The 16,955-nt window shown below is 68.7% G+C and carries 14 protein-coding genes and 1 pseudogene; 14 read left to right on the top strand and 1 reads right to left on the bottom strand.

What is annotated here, in order from left to right; translation table 11 throughout:
• Nucleotides 1-108: 108 nt before the first annotated feature.
• From PSR88_RS11680 to PSR88_RS11645, 8 genes and pseudogenes are all read left to right on the top strand, one after another.
• Nucleotides 109-1,714: pseudogene (locus tag PSR88_RS11680) on the top strand (transposase).
• A 195-nt stretch (nt 1,715-1,909) separates the two neighbouring features.
• Nucleotides 1,910-2,464 (top strand): MarR family winged helix-turn-helix transcriptional regulator, encoded by a 555-nt coding sequence (locus PSR88_RS11675; RefSeq protein ID WP_005261372.1) that lies wholly within the window; start codon nt 1,910-1,912, stop codon nt 2,462-2,464.
• A gap of 98 nt (nt 2,465-2,562) precedes the next feature.
• The gene (locus PSR88_RS11670; RefSeq protein ID WP_009474979.1) at nt 2,563-3,762 is read left to right on the top strand and encodes a homogentisate 1,2-dioxygenase; all 1,200 of its coding nucleotides are present in this window, start codon (nt 2,563-2,565) and stop codon (nt 3,760-3,762) included.
• Nucleotides 3,759-4,616, top strand: a complete 858-nt coding sequence (locus PSR88_RS11665; RefSeq protein ID WP_029539252.1) for a hypothetical protein — start codon at nt 3,759-3,761, stop codon at nt 4,614-4,616. The genes PSR88_RS11670 and PSR88_RS11665 overlap by 4 nt, the downstream gene beginning before the upstream one ends.
• Nucleotides 4,613-5,791, top strand: a complete 1,179-nt coding sequence (gene fahA / locus PSR88_RS11660) for a fumarylacetoacetase (RefSeq protein WP_016882652.1) — start codon at nt 4,613-4,615, stop codon at nt 5,789-5,791. The genes PSR88_RS11665 and fahA overlap by 4 nt, the downstream gene beginning before the upstream one ends.
• Nucleotides 5,784-6,566 carry an enoyl-CoA hydratase gene (locus PSR88_RS11655; protein ID WP_011595083.1) on the top strand — a complete coding sequence of 261 codons (783 nt, stop codon included), beginning with the start codon at nt 5,784-5,786 and terminating at the stop codon, nt 6,564-6,566. The genes fahA and PSR88_RS11655 overlap by 8 nt, the downstream gene beginning before the upstream one ends.
• A 162-nt stretch (nt 6,567-6,728) precedes the next feature.
• Nucleotides 6,729-7,337, top strand: coding sequence for a hypothetical protein (locus PSR88_RS11650; protein WP_009474975.1), 609 nt, complete (start codon nt 6,729-6,731; stop codon nt 7,335-7,337).
• A 46-nt stretch (nt 7,338-7,383) separates the two neighbouring features.
• Nucleotides 7,384-8,907 (top strand): acyl-CoA synthetase, encoded by a 1,524-nt coding sequence (locus PSR88_RS11645; RefSeq protein WP_011595082.1) that lies wholly within the window; start codon nt 7,384-7,386, stop codon nt 8,905-8,907.
• Here PSR88_RS11645 and PSR88_RS11640 read toward each other — a convergent pair whose 3' ends face one another.
• Complete coding sequence (locus PSR88_RS11640) at nt 8,908-9,942, bottom strand: LacI family DNA-binding transcriptional regulator (protein ID WP_016882653.1); 1,035 nt, start codon at nt 9,940-9,942, stop codon at nt 8,908-8,910. It lies immediately after the preceding gene.
• 146 nt (nt 9,943-10,088) lie between these two features.
• Here PSR88_RS11640 and PSR88_RS11635 point away from each other — a divergent pair, with 146 nt between their 5' ends.
• The 6 genes from PSR88_RS11635 (at nt 10,089) to PSR88_RS11610 (ending at nt 16,948) form a co-directional block, all read left to right on the top strand.
• Nucleotides 10,089-11,261 (top strand): acyl-CoA dehydrogenase family protein, encoded by a 1,173-nt coding sequence (locus PSR88_RS11635; RefSeq protein ID WP_016882654.1) that lies wholly within the window; start codon nt 10,089-10,091, stop codon nt 11,259-11,261.
• Nucleotides 11,258-12,412, top strand: a complete 1,155-nt coding sequence (locus tag PSR88_RS11630) for a CaiB/BaiF CoA transferase family protein (protein ID WP_009474971.1) — start codon at nt 11,258-11,260, stop codon at nt 12,410-12,412. Before PSR88_RS11635 ends, PSR88_RS11630 begins: the two co-directional genes overlap by 4 nt.
• A gap of 138 nt (nt 12,413-12,550) precedes the next feature.
• On the top strand, nt 12,551-13,918 hold the full coding sequence (locus PSR88_RS11625; RefSeq protein ID WP_011595079.1) for an MFS transporter: 1,368 nt from the start codon (nt 12,551-12,553) through the stop codon (nt 13,916-13,918).
• Between the two features lie 15 nt (nt 13,919-13,933).
• On the top strand, nt 13,934-14,593 hold the full coding sequence (locus PSR88_RS11620; RefSeq protein WP_016882655.1) for a response regulator transcription factor: 660 nt from the start codon (nt 13,934-13,936) through the stop codon (nt 14,591-14,593).
• Between the two features lies 1 nt (nt 14,594).
• Nucleotides 14,595-16,010 carry a sensor histidine kinase gene (locus PSR88_RS11615; RefSeq protein WP_016882656.1) on the top strand — a complete coding sequence of 472 codons (1,416 nt, stop codon included), beginning with the start codon at nt 14,595-14,597 and terminating at the stop codon, nt 16,008-16,010.
• The gene (locus tag PSR88_RS11610) at nt 16,007-16,948 is read left to right on the top strand and encodes a TAXI family TRAP transporter solute-binding subunit (RefSeq protein ID WP_011595077.1); all 942 of its coding nucleotides are present in this window, start codon (nt 16,007-16,009) and stop codon (nt 16,946-16,948) included. Before PSR88_RS11615 ends, PSR88_RS11610 begins: the two co-directional genes overlap by 4 nt.
• Nucleotides 16,949-16,955 lie beyond the last annotated feature (7 nt).

Here is a 16,955-nt window from a genome sequence, read left to right as displayed (position 1 = left end):
AACGTCCGGGGGGCTGTTTCAAATTTCCGGGTCGGGGTGTCCGCGTGCCGCGGCGCCCCGACCTGATGTTTCTTGGATAATGTGTTGGTGGCCAAGGGGTATCGACCGGTGAATCGTGATCAGCAGTTTTTGTTGCCGCCGGACATGCGGGAGTGGGTGCCGCCCACGCATCCGGTGTGGACGGTGATCGAGATCGTCGACACCCATCTCGACACCAGCGCCTTTCACGGCTCTCGCCGCACCGGGGGTGCCGGGCGCGCCGGGTACGACCCGGACATGCTGGTGACCCTGCTGATCTGGGCGTGGTCGCGGGGGGGTGCGGTCGTCGCGGCAGATCGAGCGGGCCTGCTCGGAGGTGGTGTCCTACCGGGTGATCTGCGCCGGCGACACCCCCGATCACGTGACGATCTCACGGTTCCGCAAGGACAACCACACCGCCTGCGAGGCCCTGTTCACGCAGGTCCTGATCCTGGCCGCACGGTTGGGTCTGGGCCGACTCGAGACGATCGCGTTGGACGGGGTGAAGATCGCCTCGAACGCATCGAAGGACGCCAACCGCACCGAGGACGGGCTGCGCCGGGCAGCCGAGGCCGAGGCCGCGCGGATCGCCGCCGCCGCGGTGGCCGCGCACGCCGCCACCGATGACGCCGAGGACGACCTCTACGGCGAGGACGATTCGGGCCCGGGACAGGTGCCGGCGGAGTTGGCCGATCCCAGCACCCGCTCGGCCCGGATCGCCGAGGCATTGGCCCAGCTCGACGCGGAGAAGGACGCCGAACAGTGCGAGCGGGAGGGGAAAGCACAGGACTATCTGGCCCGGCTCGACGCGGGCCAGACGGTGATGGGCCGGGTGCCGGTCGGGGCCGAGGTCGCCGCCGCCGAGCGGCGTCTGGCCGAGGCGGTCGCCGCCCAGCAGGCGGTGATCGAGCGGTTCCAGGGTGGCACCGCGGCCGGGGGCGGGGGCACCCGGTTCGCACCGAAGCCGGTCGACGAGCACCACCTGGTCCGGCGCCGGCGCACCGAACTCGACACCGCCCTCCGCAAACAGGGTGAGCGCGCCGCCGCCGCCGGGCAGCGGCGCCGCAACACCACCGACCCCGACTCGCGGTTGCAGCCGCTGCGCGGCGGCGGCTGGGTGCAGGGCTACAACTGCCAGGCCTTCACCAGCGAGGACGGGTTGATCCTGGCCACCGGGGTCGGGACCGGCCCGGCGGACTACGACTATTTCCCCGAGATGGTCGACAAGGCCGGGGCGGCCGCGCACCTGATCGACGCCACCCGACGTGGGAAGGAACCGACCGGCACGAGCCCGGAGGAGCTGATCGGGGTGATGCTCTTCGACGCCGGCTACTGCTCCCGCGAGAACCTCACCGCGCCGGGCCCGGACCGGTTGATCGCCACCGGCAAATCCCGTCACCTCGAGGCCGCCGCCACCGCTGATCCGGTCACCGGACCGCCACCGCCGCAAGCGGATCCGATCCAGGCCATGACCCACCGGCTGCGCACCGAGGCCGGTATCGCCACCTACCGCAAACGCTCACCCATCGCCGAAACCGTGTTCGGGCACGCCAAACACAACCTCGGATTCCGCCGCTTCACCAGCCGCGGCCTCGACCGCGCCCGCAGCGAATGGGCGTTCCACGCCACCGTGCACAACCTCGGCAAGATCCTCACCCACCTGACCGGAGGCACCCCGCTCCCGGCCACCCCCTGACCCGGCGGGGGCCACCCCGCACCGGCACCCACCGCGGCACGAGACACCCGCACCCGGACCGCCCTCACTCAATTCCGCAACAGCCCCCCGGGCGTTAACAAGTACTCACGGGCCGAAGGCATATAGTTCACAGATATACTAAAAGCGGAAGTGGTGGGCGCTGGGCCCGCCACCGGCTCGCGATAGGGTTCCCCCATGACCGATGACGCAGCGCCGGTGCCCGTCGAGGTACCGGACGGCCTCGACTTCTGGTCGTTCATCGAACTGGCGAACCGGCGCCTGAGCACGGAATACGGCTCGACGCACGAACTCGCCACCCAAGTCCTCCTGACGTTGAACCGCGCGTCGAACGTGGTGACGTACGACCTGGAGTCGTCGATCCACCGCCCGCGCGGCCTGTCGTGGTCGGCGTTCCGGCTGATGTTCGTGACGTGGCTGGCCGGACCCGTCGAGTCGAAGACGGCGGCCAAGCTCACCGGCATGAGCAGGGCGGCCGTCTCGAATCTGACGAAGACGCTGGTCGGTGGTGGTCTGATGGAGCGGACCCCGGACGAGCGGGACGGCCGGTCCGTCCAGTTGTCGCTCACCGAGAAGGGCCGGAGCGAGATCGGTGAGATCTACCGTGAGCAGAACGAGCGGGAACATGCCTGGGCGAGTGTTCTCACCGAGCCGGAGCAGCGCATTCTCGTCATGCTGCTGGACAAGCTGATCACCAACCGCAGCCAGTTCGACGTCCGCGGGCGTAACTGACCCTGCTGTGCCTCCCTCGAAATCTGTGCTTGCCATCACGCCCGTAATTTAGTTAATGTGTTTACTACTAAGGACACGCACTTCTAGGGAGGCCGGTCATGGCGTTCTATCGGCACGTGGGCAACATCCCGCCCAAGCGGCACACCCAGCACCGTGACGACAACGGTCAGCTCTACTTCGAGGAATTGATGGGAGAAGAGGGCTTCTCCTCCGACTCCTCACTGCTCTACCACCGCCACATCCCGTCGGCGATCGTCGATGCCACCGTGTGGGAGCTGCCCGACCAGAGCACGACTCCCAATCATCCGCTCAAGCCGCGCCACCTGAAGTTGCACGACCTGTTCCCGGACACGGTCTGGGCCGACACCGACGTGGTCACCGGACGCCGGCTGATTCTCGGCAACGCGGACGTCCGCATCTCCTACGTGGTCGCCGCCAAGGAGTCGCCGCTGTACCGCAACGCGATCGGCGACGAGATGGTCTACGTCGAATCCGGTGCCGCCACCGTCGAAACCGTGTTCGGCGCGCTCGAGGCGAAACAGGGCGACTACGTCCTCATTCCGATGTCGACCACCCACCGTTGGATCCCGCAGGGACCGGAACCGTTGCGCGCCTATGCGATGGAGGCCAACAGTCACATCGTCCCGCCGAAGCGCTACCTGTCCCGGTTCGGTCAGCTGCTCGAGAACGCACCCTACTGCGAGCGCGACCTGCACGGGCCGTCCGACACGCTGCAGGTCGAGGGCACCGACGTGGAGGTGCTCGTCAAGCACCGGACGTCGCACGGAATCGTCGGCACGCGAATGGTGTACCCGCACCACCCCTTCGACGTCGTGGGCTGGGACGGGTGCCTCTACCCCTACACGTTCAACATCTCCGACTACGAACCCATCACCGGGCGAGTGCACCAGCCGCCGCCGGCCCATCAAGCGTTCGAGGGCAACAACTTCGTCATCTGCAACTTCGTGCCCCGCAAGGTCGACTACCACCCGCTGTCGATTCCGGTGCCGTACTACCACTCGAACGTCGACTCCGACGAGATCATGTTCTACGTCGGCGGAGACTACGAGGCGCGCAAGGGGTCCGGCATCGGCCAGGGTTCGATCTCGATTCACCCCGGCGGCCATGCGCACGGTCCGCAGCCGGGTGCGTACGAACGCAGCATCGGGGCGGAGTTCTTCGACGAGCTCGCCGTCATGGTCGACACGTTCCGCCCGCTCGAACTCGGCGAGGGCGCCGTGGCGTGCGAGGACTCGGGCTACGCGTGGACGTGGGCAGGGCGGGGGCCGACGCAGTGATCTCCGCCCTCTTCGCCGGCCTCTGCGACGACGCCGCCCTCTTCCCACCCGGAAACGCGCCCCTGCCCGACGCCCTGCCCGCGCACGCCAGACACCGGTCGGCGCCGTACGCGGATCTGGTCGGTCCCTTCGTCTTTCCGGTCGCCCGACTGGGCGAATTGACTCCCGGTGCGCTCGAACTGAGCCTGACGCTGCCCGGCGGCCCGGCCACGCTCGAACCCGCACTCGACCGCCTCGCGCAGATCGACGGTGCCACCGCGGTGGCACTCGAGATCGCGGTGCCCGCAGACCAGACGGCCGCGGAGTTCTTCGCCGCGATGGACGCCGTCGAGGCGCTGACCGCCGGCCTGGACGTGTTCGTGGAGATTCCGCGCGGCGAGCGCCGACCCGACTTCCTCGCCGCACTGACCGGTGGCCCGTTCGCGGCGAAGTTCCGCACGGGTGGCGTTGTCGCCGAGGCCTACCCGGACGAGGACGAACTCGCCGCTGCGCTGCACGCCGTCATCGCGTCGGGAGTCCCGTTCAAGGCCACGGCCGGGCTGCACCACGCCGTCCGCAACACCGATCCGCACACGGGATTCGAACAGCACGGATTCCTCAACGTGCTGCTCGCTACCCGTCACGCACTCGGCGGCGCCGACGTCGACCAGGTCGTCGCCACCCTCGCCGAACGTGACGGCGCACTGCTCGCCGGCGAACTGCGCGACCTCCCGGTCGACGTCGTCGACGGCGTTCGCACCGCCTTCCGATCCTTCGGCACGTGCAGCATCCTCGAACCCCTGGAAGATCTCATCGCACTGCACCTCGTGCCGTCTTCCGCCCTCGCCTCCGCAGATCAAGGAGCCCACACATGACCGTCCTCGACATCCCCGCAGATTCCCTCTTCGGAATCGAGAACCTGCCGTACGGCGTGTTCTCGACGGCCGACTCGGCCCCACGGGTCGGAGTGCGGGTGGGAGATTCCGTCGTGGATCTCGCCGCCGCACTGGGTGACGACGTTTTCGCGCAGCCCACCCTCAACGCCTTCATGGCGCAGGGCCGGGCCCGCTGGACCGAGGTCCGCAGGCAGATCACCGAACTCGTGCAGGGCGATGTCGCCGACACCGCGGTGTTCGCGGTCGACGACGTCACGATGCATTTGCCGGTGGCCGTCGCCGACTACGTCGACTTCTACGCCTCCGAGAATCACGCCGCCAACCTCGGACGACTGTTCCGCCCCGACTCCGAGCCGCTGATGCCCAACTGGAAGCACCTGCCGGTCGGATACCACGGTCGGTCGAGCACCGTCATCGTGTCGGGCACCGACGTGATCCGGCCCTGCGGGCAGCGCAAGACCCCGGACCAGGACGCCCCCGACTTCGGGCCGTCCCGCCGCCTCGACATCGAGGCCGAGATGGGCTTCCTCGTCGGCGTCCCGACGAAGCTGGGGGAGACCATCACCCCGGATCAGTTCGCGGAGCACGTGTTCGGTGCGGTCGTCGTGAACGACTGGTCCGCCCGCGACATCCAGGCCTGGGAGTACGTGCCGCTCGGTCCGTTCCTCGGGAAGAGCTTCGCGACGTCCATCTCGCCGTGGGTGGTTCCCCTCGACGCGCTCGAGGCGGCCCGCATCGACACCCCGGCGCAGGATCCGCAGCCGTTGCCGTACCTGCGCGGCGAGGAGAAGTGGGGCCTCGACATCGACCTGGCCGTCGAGTGGAACGGACACGTCGTGTCGCGTCCGCCGTACGCGCAGATGTACTGGTCGCCGGCGCAGATGCTCGCGCACACCACGGTCAACGGCGCCGCCGCCAGCACGGGCGACCTGTTCGCGTCGGGCACCATCTCCGGACCCGAGAAGGACCAGCGCGGTGCGTTCATCGAGTTGACCTGGGGTGGACAGGAACCCGTTGTCGTGGGGGACGAGAAGCGCACGTTCCTCGAGGACGGCGACGAGATCGCCATCTCCGCCACCGCACCGGGCCCGAACGGCACCCGCATCGGCTTCGGTGAGGTGCGGGCCCGGGTGGTAGGCAGTAGTCATGACTGAGAACTTCGTCGAGACCACTGCCGAGCCGGACACCGGCGTCGCGTTCCTCACCCTGAACCGCCCCGAGCAGCGCAATCCGCTGTCGTCCGAGGCCATGCGGGACGTCACCGCGGCGCTGCGGAAGCTGGGCGACGACGACACCACCCGCGTCGTCGTCATCAGGGCTGCAGGACCGGTGTTCTCCGCGGGCCACGACCTGAAGGAGATGATCGGCCGCACACTCGAGGACGAGCAGGCCATCTTCGACACCTGTGTGGAGATGATGCAGACCGTGCAGGACATTCCCCAACCGGTCATCGCGTCCGTCCAGGGTGCGGCCGTCGCGGCGGGCTGTCAGCTCGCGGCGTCCTGCGACCTCGTCGTCGCGTCGTCGAACGCCGTGTTCGGGACGCCGGGGGTGAAGATCGGACTGTTCTGCTCCACCCCGATGGTGGCCCTCAGCCGCGCGATCGGGCGTAAGCGCGCCCTGCAGATGCTGCTCACCGGGGAGACGATCGGGGCGGAGACGGCCGCGGACTGGGGGCTGGTGAACCTGGTCGTCGCACCCGAGGAGCTCGATGCGCAGACCCGGGCTCTCGCCGCGAAGATCACGAAGGCCAGCCCGCTCACGGTGAAGATCGGCAAGCAGGCGTTCTACCGGCAGATCGAGCTCCCTCAGGACGAGGCCTACGCGGCGATGGCGGAGACGATGGCCACCAACGCGATCACGTGCGACGCCCAGGAGGGCATGCAGGCGTTCGTCGAGAAGCGCACTCCGCAATGGCAGGGAAAATAGCGCACGCTGTCTGCATTGCGCGGTCCAGCGAACCGGCGAAGGATCAAGTGTGCAGTGGCTGCGGCCGCGGGCCGTCGGTGCCCGCTGACGGTGGACCGCGACGGGTCGGTCACCGAGATCGTTCTCACTGCGGGGCGACCGTCCCGCGGGAGGTGACTATCGATGTTCATCCAGGTTATTCAAGGAAAGGTGTCCGACGAGGCCGGCCTACGCCGGTGCATGGACCGCTGGACGGAGGACGTGCGCCCGGGAGCGACCGGCTTCCTGGGCTGCACCCAGGGATTGTGCGACGACGGAACGTTCATCGCACTCGCGCGGTTCGAATCGGCCGAAGCCGCCCGGCGTAACAGCGAGCGTCCGGAGCAGGGCGCGTGGTGGGCGGAAACCGAGAGGTGCTTCGAGGGAGCCGTGTCGTTCATGGACTGCCCGGACGTGATGGAGTGGATGGGTGGCGGCTCGGACGACGCGACATTCGTTCAGGTCATGGAGGGGCACACCGCCGACGCGAGTCGGATGCGGGAGCTGCTGGAACAGGCCGAACCCCAGGTTCATCAGCTGCGCCCGGAGATCCTCGGTGGAACGTTGTGCACGTACGGCGACGGCGGGTATGTCGAGGCGGTGTACTTCACCTCGGAATCGGAGGCCCGCGAGCACGAGAAGGTCGAGATCCCGGACGACCTGAGGTCGTTGTTCGAGGAAGAGGGGCGGTTGATGGGGGACGTGGCGTACTACGACTTGCATTCGCCGATGCTGGTGCCTGCAGGGCGGTAGCACGAAACCTCTGGCAAGGTACTTGGACGTCCTATAACCTTCGTGCATGAGTCTGGATGCGCGTACCGACACCGTCGACGGAGTGCTGCGGCGCTCGGCCGCCAAGTTCCCCGACCGCAGGGCGCTGACCTTCGAGGACCGCGCGTGGACGTACCGTGAACTCGACGACGCGGTGAGCCGGGCGGCCGCCTACCTGCGGTCGCTCGGACTGTCGGCCGGTGAGCGCGTCGCCGCGTACGGCACCAACTCGGACGCGTACACGATCGGGTTCCTGGCCTGCGCGCGTGCGGGTCTCGTGCACGTGCCCGTCAACTATGCGCTCGAGGGCGACGAGCTGACCTATCTGGTGTCGCAGTCCGGGAGCGCCGCCGTGCTGGTCGATCCGGCGCTGACGGGCACGCTCGACTCGGTCCGCGGCGCCCTCGATCTGCGCCACGTGGTTCCCCTGCGCGACGCCGAGGATTCGCTGCTCGCCCACAGCGGCTCCGGCGACGTCCCCGTGCTCGCGGAGCCGGTCGCAGCCACCGACCTGGCACAGTTGCTGTACACGTCCGGGACGACGTCGAAGCCGAAGGGCGCCATGATGACTCACGGCGGGCTCGTGCACGAGTACGTGTCTTCCGTGATCGCCCTCGCACTGAGCGACGGCGACAATCCGCTGATCTGCATGCCCCTGTACCACTCGGCGGGCATGCACGTCTTCATGATGCCGTACCTGTCGGTGGGCGCCTCGGTGAATCTGATGCAGACCCCGGACATTCCGGAGATTCTGCGCCGCATCGAGGCGGATCGCATCGGCTCGCTGTTCCTGGCGCCGACGGTGTGGGTGCCGCTCGCCGGACATCCGGATCTCGAGACCCGCGACCTGTCGTCGCTGAAGAAGGCGCAGTACGGCGCGTCGATCATGCCGGTGACGGTGCTGAACAGGTTGCGCGAACGCTACCCCGACCTCGGCTTCTACAACTGCTTCGGACAGTCCGAGATCGGTCCGCTCGCGACGGTGCTGCAGCCCGAGGAACACGAGGACCGGCCGTCGTCGTGTGGCAAGGCCGTGTTCTTCGTCGAGACGCGGGTGGTGGACCCGGACGGCAACGACGTTCCGGACGGCACGCCCGGTGAGGTGCTCTACCGTTCACCCCAGCTGTGCCTGGGGTACTGGGACAATCCCGACGCCACCGCGGAGGCGTTCCGCGACGGGTGGTTCCACTCGGGTGATCTGGTGACGCGGGACCCGGAGGGGTACATCACCGTCGTCGACCGCATCAAGGACGTCATCAACACCGGCGGCATCCTGGTGGCGTCGCGCGAGGTCGAGGACGCGGTCTACACGCATCCGGACGTGGCCGAGGTCGCGGTCATCGGGACGCCGGACGACAAGTGGATCGAGGCGATCACCGCCGTGGTGGTGCTGCGGGAGGACGCGGCCGGCGTGACACCGGACGGGTTGATCGCCCACGTCAAGGAGCGCATCGCGCCGTTCAAGGTGCCCAAGCAGGTGGTGTTCGTGGACGAACTGCCCCGCAACCAGAGCGGGAAACTGCTCAAACGGGAACTGCGGGCAACGCTCTGATTACTTTCCGGTCGATGCCCGCTCGATCAGCTCGACCGGGAGCTTCACCGATTCCACGTCGTTGCCCGCGATGATCGACAGGAGATGACGCACACCCGTCGCGCCGATCAGGCGCGCGGGTGACCGGACGGTCGTCAGCGGCACCGGAAGTTGGGCGACCACCGGAATGTCGTTGTATCCGACGAGTGCGAGGTCGTCGGGGATCCGCAGTCCGAGGTCCCGGGCGACGCCGAGGACGCCGATCGCGATGGTGTCGCTGACGGTGAAGATCGCCTCGGGAGGCGAATCCGACTCGAGGAGAACGGTTGCCGCGGCGACACCGCCGGACACGTCGAAGTCGGAGCGGACGACGCGATCCGGGCGGAGTTCGATGCCGTTCTCGGCCAGTGCGGCGCGGAATCCGGCGAGGCGGTCGCGGGAGGTGCTCGCATGGTCGGGCCCTGTGATGACGGCGAGCTCGGTGAACCCGTGGTCGAGGAGATGGCGTCCGGCGAGGTAGCCGCCCCGGTGGTCGTCGCCCGACACGAACGGCAGACCGACGTCGGCGTGCCGGTTGAGCTGCAGCATCGGCAAAGCCCCCACCGACAGTGAGTCGACGAATTCGCGGCCGGGACTGTGCAGGCTGCTGAGCAGCAGGCCGTCCACCTGCCTGCTGACGAGGAACTCGATGGCGCGGCGCTGGGCGTCGAGGTCGTCGGGTGGGCTCGACAGCAGCACCGAGTAGCCGGCCTGCGTGGCCGTCTCCTCGATGCCCTGGAACATCGTCGCGACCACGCCGTCGGTGAGTCGCGGCATTACCACGCCGAGGGTGGTGGTCTTGCGTGTCCGCAGGCTCGCGGCCCACAGGTTGGGCTGGTAGCCGAGTTCCACCGCCACCTCGCGCACCCGCAGCGCGGCCTCGGACCAGCCGTCGGCGGGTTCGGGCTGGCGGAGCACCCGGGATGCCGTCGACACGTGGACGCCGGCGCGTTCGGCGATCTCGCGGAGGGTAGGCGGACGCCCGGAGGTGCGTGTCGGGCGGTCCGGCTGGTTCACGGGCAATCCTCGCGCTCGGGGACGGGGGCCGGTGGTGTCGTGGTTGACGGCCGCCGGAATGCGCCTTAGTCTACGTGACGAAATCGTTCGTGCAATCGTTCTCGCGAACGTTTGCACACCAGCCCCACCGGCCTCGTGGAGGAACAATGTCCGACCCGCAGTCCCTGACCCAGCTGTTCGCCCTCGACTCGCTGCTCGACACCGAGGAGATCGCGATCCGCGACACCGTGCGCCGATTCTCGGACGAGAAGATCCGGCCCCACATCGGCGAATGGTTCGAAGCAGCGGCACTGCCGGTGCGTGAGCTGGCGGAAGGACTGGGCGAACTCGGCGTGCTCGGCATGCACCTCGAGGGATACGGCTGCGCCGGCATGAGCGCCACCGCCTACGGCCTGGCCTGCCTCGAACTCGAGGCCGTCGACTCCGGAATCCGCAGCCTCGTGTCCGTCCAGGGTTCGCTGGCCATGTACGCGATCCACCACTACGGCAGCGAAGACCAGAAGCAGGAATGGCTGCCCCGCATGGCCGCCGGCAAGGCGATCGGCTGCTTCGGACTGACCGAGCCCGACTTCGGCTCCAACCCCGCAGGCATGCGCACGGGCGCCAAGCGGGACGGTGACGACTGGATCCTCAACGGCACCAAGATGTGGATCACCAACGGATCCGTCGCCGACGTCGCGGTCGTGTGGGCCCGCACCGACGACGGCATCCGCGGATTCGTCGTGCCCACCGCCACCCCCGGCTTCTCGGCGCCCGAGATCAAGCACAAGATGTCGCTGCGGGCGTCCGTCACCTCGGAGCTCGTGCTCGAGGACGTGAGGCTGCCCGAATCCGCGATGCTGCCGGAGGCCAAGGGACTGTCCGGTCCGCTCGGCTGCCTCAACGAGGCCCGGTTCGGCATCATCTTCGGTGCGATGGGCGCCGCCCGCGACTGCCTGGAATCCGCAATCTCCTACGCGCAGGACCGTCAGGTCTTCGACAAGTCGCTCGCCGCCTACCAGATCACGCAGGTCAAGATCGCCGACATGGCCCTCGAGGTCGGCAAGGGCCACCTGCTGGCGTACCACCTCGGACGTCTCAAGGATCGCGGCGTGGCACGTCCCGAGCAGGTCAGCACGGGCAAGCTGAACAACGTCCGCGAGGCCATCGCCATCGCCCGCGAGTGCCGCACCATCCTCGGTGCCAACGGAATCACGCTGGAATACCCCGTGATCCGCCACGCCAACAACCTCGAGTCCGTGCTCACCTACGAGGGAACGTCCGAGGTCCACCAGCTCGTGATCGGCAAGGCGCTGACGGGCGAGGCAGCATTCCGGTGAGCAGGTCACTCGAGTCGGCCGGGAGTGCATCCCTGGACGGCCTGCTGATCGCCGACTTCGGACGGGTGCTCGCCGGGCCGTACGCCACGATGCTGCTCGCCGACCTCGGTGCCGACGTCGTCAAGATCGAGCGCGCCGGCGTCGGCGACGACACCCGGCAGTGGGGGCCGCCGTGGGTGGGCGACGAATCCACCTACTTCCAGTCCGTCAACCGCAACAAGCGGTCCTTCGCCTGGGATCTGCGCGACCCCGCCGACCTGCAGCAGGCGCGGGAACTGGCCGCCCGGGCGGACGTGGTGGTGGAGAACTTCCTTCCCGGCACGATGGACCGGCTCGGGCTCGGCTACGACGCCGTGCGGGAGATCAATCCCGACGTCGTCTACTGCTCCGTGACCGGGTTCGGCGGCGAGAACAACCTGCCCGGGTACGACCTGCTCATCCAGGCCGTCGGCGGGTTGATGAGCATCACCGGTCCCGAACCCGGCGTTCCGACGAAGGTCGGGGTGGCCGTCGTCGACATCATCACCGGACTGCACGCCGCGGTCGGGATCCTGGCGGCGCTGCGCCACCGCGATCGCACCGGGGAGGGGCAGCGGGTCGAGGTGAACCTGCTGTCGTCGCTGCTGTCCGCCCTCGCGAACCAGACGTCGGGGTACGTGGGCGCCGGTGTCGTCCCGCAGGCGATGGGCAACCGGCACCCCAGCATCGCGCCGTACGAGGTCTTCCGGACCGGCGACCGGCCGCTGGTGCTGGCGGTGGGCAACAACCGTCAGTTCGCCTCTCTCGTCGAGGTTCTCGGTGTGCCCGAACTCGCCGACGACGAGCGGTACGCGACCAACACGCAACGGGTGGCGCACCGCGAGCAACTGGTCCGGGACATCACCGCGGCGCTGTCCGCGGGCTCGGCGGACGAGTGGTTCGAGAAGCTGACCGCACAGGGTGTCCCGTGCGGTCCGCTCAACGACATCGCCGACGCGGTGGCGCTCGCCGAGCGCCTCGGGCTGAATCCGGTGGTCGAGATCGACGATCCCCGCAGGGACCGGCCCGTGCGTCAGGTGGCGAATCCGATCCGGCTCAGCGCCACCCCGGCGAGCTACCGCAGCGCGCCGCCGCGGCTCGGCGAGGACACCCCAGCCGTGAGTACTTGTTAACCGCCCGAGGTTGACAAGTACTCACGGGGGCTCTTCCCTAAGGGAGTGTTAGGAAGGCTCCGCGGCCCTTCCGTATCGATGTGACGTGACCCACTGTGGTGTGAACGCAGAGATCCAGGGCATCGAGAGGAGTCCCGCGTGAGCACGACATCGACGGGTGAGCGCCGAGTCATCGGCAATGTTTTGAAAGGTTCGGTCGGCAACCTGATCGAATGGTACGACTGGTACGTCTACGCGGCGTTCAGTGTGTACTTCGCGAAGGAGTTCTTCCCGGAAGGCGACACCACCGCCCAGCTGCTTTCCACGGCAGCCGTTTTCGCGGTCGGATTCCTCATGCGGCCGATCGGCGGTTGGATCATGGGACGGTACGCCGACCGCCGCGGTCGCCGATCGGCGCTCACCCTGTCGGTGACCGTGATGGCGGCGGGTTCGCTCGTCATCGCGGTCACGCCGTCCTACGCGAGCATCGGGCTAGTGGCACCGGTCCTGCTGGTGATCGCCCGGATGCTGCAGGGACTGTCGGTCGGCGGCGAGTACGCCACCAGCGCCACGTACCTGGCCGAGGTCGCGTCGCCGGGCAGGCGCGGGTTCTACTCGAGCTTCCAGTACGTCACGCTCGTCGCCGGACAGCTGATTGCACTGGGTGTGCAGATCATCCTGCAGCTGACGCTGCCTGCGGAGGCCATGCAGGCGTGGGGCTGGCGGATTCCGTTCCTGATCGGCGCGGCCGGTGCCGTCGCGGTGATGTGGCTCCGTCGCACGATGGACGAGTCGGAGGCGTTCACCGACGAGGTGGAGGCGAAGCGTGACGCAGACACTTCGGACGGTGGGCCGAAGGAAGGTTCGCTCCGGATGCTGCTGCAGTACCCCCGCGAGTGCCTGCTGGTGTGCGCCCTGACGCTCGGTGGTTGCGTGGCGTTCTACACGTACACCACGTACATGCAGAAGTACATGATCAATACGTCCGGCATCTCCAAGGACACGGTGGCGTGGATCAACTTCGCGGCCCTGCTGGTGTTCATCGTGTTGCAGCCGATCGGCGGCGCACTGTCCGACCGCATCGGTCGCCGGAAGCTGCTCATCTTCTTCGGGATCGGCGGAACCGTCCTCACCGTGCCCCTGATGACGGTGCTCGGGACCACGACGAACCCCCTGGTGGCCTTCGCGCTGATGATGCTGGGACTGATCGTCGTCACCGGGTACACGTCGGTGAACGCGATCGTGAAGACCGAGCTGTTCCCGACGAAGGTTCGCGCACTCGGCGTCGGGCTGCCGTACGCCCTCACGCTGGCGATCTTCGGCGGAACGGTCGAGACCGTCGCCCTCGCCCTGAAGCGGGCCGGCCACGAATCGCTATTCTTCTACTACGTGACCGGATGTATCGCCATCTCGCTCGTCGTCTACTTCTTCATGCGTGAGACGTCGGACGGTTCGCCGCTCGACCGGACGACCAGCCGGGAGGACACCCCGGACGACGACGTCGAACTGGTCGACTCACGGAGCTGATCGAAGGGAAGAGAAGTGCAGATCGCGGTGGTCGAGGACGACGACGGAGTCGGCGACGCACTCGTGGAAGCACTGGCCACCCACGGCCACGAGGCGGTGCGCATGCGGCGCGGTTCCGATCTCCTTCTCGGCCATCGCGGTATGGACGCGGTGATCCTCGACCTCGGTCTCCCCGACGCGGACGGCCTGCAGGTGCTCCGGCAGCTGCGGGCCGTCAGCGACGTTCCGGTGGTGATCCTCACCGCCCGCGACGACGAACGGTCGGTGGTGCGGGGACTGCGGGGCGGGGCGGATGACTACCTCGTCAAGCCGGCGCGGCTCGCGGAATTGCTGGCGCGGCTCGACGTCGTGACCCAGCGTCGCCGCGCGACCGCGGCCTCGGCCACGCAGACGGTCACCGAAGGTGATGTGGTGGTCGATCTGGCGGCACGCGAAGTGGAGGTCGGCGGAGCTCCAGTGGCGTTGACAGCCAAGGAGTTCGAGCTTCTCGAGGTGCTCGTCACCCGTCCCGGCGCCGCCGTGAGTCGCCAGCAACTGATGGATGCCGTGTGGGGTGACGCGTACGTGGCCATCTCACGCACCCTCGACGTCCATATGACCGGGTTGCGCGCGAAACTCGGCCGGCCGGGGCTCATCTCGACCATCCGCGGGTACGGCTACCGCTGGGGCACTTGACGTGCGCCGCCGTGTGCTCGCCGTTCTGCTGGTGTTCGCGGCCGTCGCGGTGGTGGCCTTCGCCGTCCCGCTGGCGCTGGCCACCAGCGCCGGGAGAACCCAGGCTCTGCGGCTGAGCCGGGAGGCGGATGCGACGCATTTCGCCAGCCTCGCCGGACAGACCCAGGCCCCGGGAAGTACCACGCTGCTGCGGGAGGAGGTGGCCCGCTACCACGAGTTGTACGGCGAGGGCGTCCTCATCGTCGACGCACGAGGCAACCTCCGCGCGGGCGCCGGACTGTCGCCGGACGACGCCGACGTGGCCGCGGCGATCACGGCGGGACTGCGCAACCAGAAGCAGGGGATCAGCGGTTCGCTGACACCGTGGTCGGCGGACCGTGTCCTGTCGGCCGTACCCGTCGGCACCGGAGCGCAGGTGGACGGTGCCGTGGTCCTGGACGTGTCCACCCGCGCCGCACGGGAATCCATCCGGACGTCGTGGCTGGTGATCGTCGCGGGGGCGCTCGTCGCGCTGGCGGCGGTCACTGCGGTCGCGATCGCGCTGTCCCGGTGGACCGTTCGTCCGCTCGGGGCGCTCACCGCCAGGGTCGGCGCACTCACCGACGCCGTCCCGTCGCCGCGTCCGCGGGTGCGTCGCAGCACCGGTCGGCCGTCCGGCAGCTACAGCGGGCCACCGGAGGTCCAGGAACTCGCGAAAGCGTTCGACACCATGTCGGGCGCAGTCCAGGCGTCCGGTCAGGCGCAGCGGCAGCTGATCGCCGACACTGCCCATCAGCTCCGAAACCCTCTCGCGGCCCTGCACATCCGGTTGGACTCCCTCGGCCCACACGTCTCCGAAACCGGGGCCGAAACCTACCGCCGCACGGGGATGGAGGTCGATCGGCTCGGCGGGATCCTCGACGGACTGCTGGCGCTGGCCGTCGCCGAATCGCCCGCGGACTCCGCCGACGACGAGACCGCGCACGGCGGATGCGACGTCGGTGCCGTCCTCGCGGACCGTGCCGACGCCTGGACGGAGGCTCTCGCGGAATCGGGGATGGACCTCGTGCTCCGGGAACCGGCCGAACCGCTGGTCGCCGACTTCCGGTCCAGTCACCTGGCGCAGGTCCTGGACGTCCTGCTCAGCAACGCGCACGCGTACGCCGGTCGAGGTTCGACGGTCCGGATCGACTCGGGACGGTCGGCCGCGGGAATCGAGATCCGGGTGAGCGACGACGGGGCCGGGGTGGGTGAGGACGAGATCGGCAAACTGTCGTCGCGTTTCTTCCGCGGGTCCGGGGCGGCGCAGCAGGGCACCGGGCTCGGGTTGTCCATCGCGACCGCGCTCGTCGAGGGCGGCGGTGGGGCGCTGACGATCGCTGCGGAGCAGCCACACGGGCTGCGGGTGACGCTGACACTTCCGACGGTGGCGCCGTGATCACCCGACGTGCACTTCTGCGCGGCGTCGTCGCCGCCGGGGCGACCGCGGCCACGGGTTCGGTGCTCGCCGCGTGCTCGGACAGCGGCCGCGATCCGCTGCGGCTCGCGGCCGGTGAGGAGGGCGGATTCTTCTGGGAGTTCGCCCAATTGACGGCCCAGGCGGCGGAGCGTGCCGCACTGCCGGTGAGCATCGTCCCGGTCCGCACCGCGGGGTCGGTGGACAATCTGGCGGCGCTGGCGTCCGGAGACGCGGAACTGGCACTGAGTCTCGCCGACGCCGCCGTATCGGCTCTGGGGGCCGGCGCCGGGTTCACCGCCATCGGCAAGGTGTACGAGAACTACATGCAACTCGCGGTGCGCGCCGATTCCGGGATCGCGGACACCTCGCAACTGAGAGGCACCCGAATCAGCTTGGGTGCCACAGGCTCCGGTGCGGAACTGACGGGCGAACGGATCCTCGAGGTGCTCGGTCTGGCGGGTCCGGGAGCCGTGACGCGTCTGCACCTGTCGATGACCGATGCGGGGCAGGCGCTGCGTGACGGCACCGTCGACGCGGTTCTGTGGGCAGGCGGAGTGCCCACCCCGTCGTTCGCGGATCTCGGGATCCCGCTGCGTCTACTCGACCTGTCCGCCGAACTGGAATTGCTGCGGGAGCGGTTCGGCCCCCGCTACGAGCCGGTGCTGATTCCGCCCGGCACGTACGGACAGCAGACGTCGGTCGCGACGATCGGTCTCGCGAACCTGCTGCTCGCCGACCCCGCCGTCTCGGACAGCGCCGCCGGCGCCCTCGTCGAGGTGCTCATCGACCACGCGGCGGAACTGGTGCCGGATCAGGCGACCGGCAGCCAGTTCCTGGACCGGCAGTCGCTGATCGTCACCGCGGGGGTGCCGCTGCATCCCGGCGCGGCCGCGGCGTACCGGAGACACCACGGCTGAGCCGGTC

The sequence above is a fragment of the Rhodococcus sp. DK176 genome (genome assembly GCF_038447315.2).
Classification (GTDB): Bacteria; Actinomycetota; Actinomycetes; order Mycobacteriales; family Mycobacteriaceae; genus Rhodococcus_F; species Rhodococcus_F jostii_A.
This window is presented reverse-complemented; position numbering and strand designations above follow the sequence as displayed.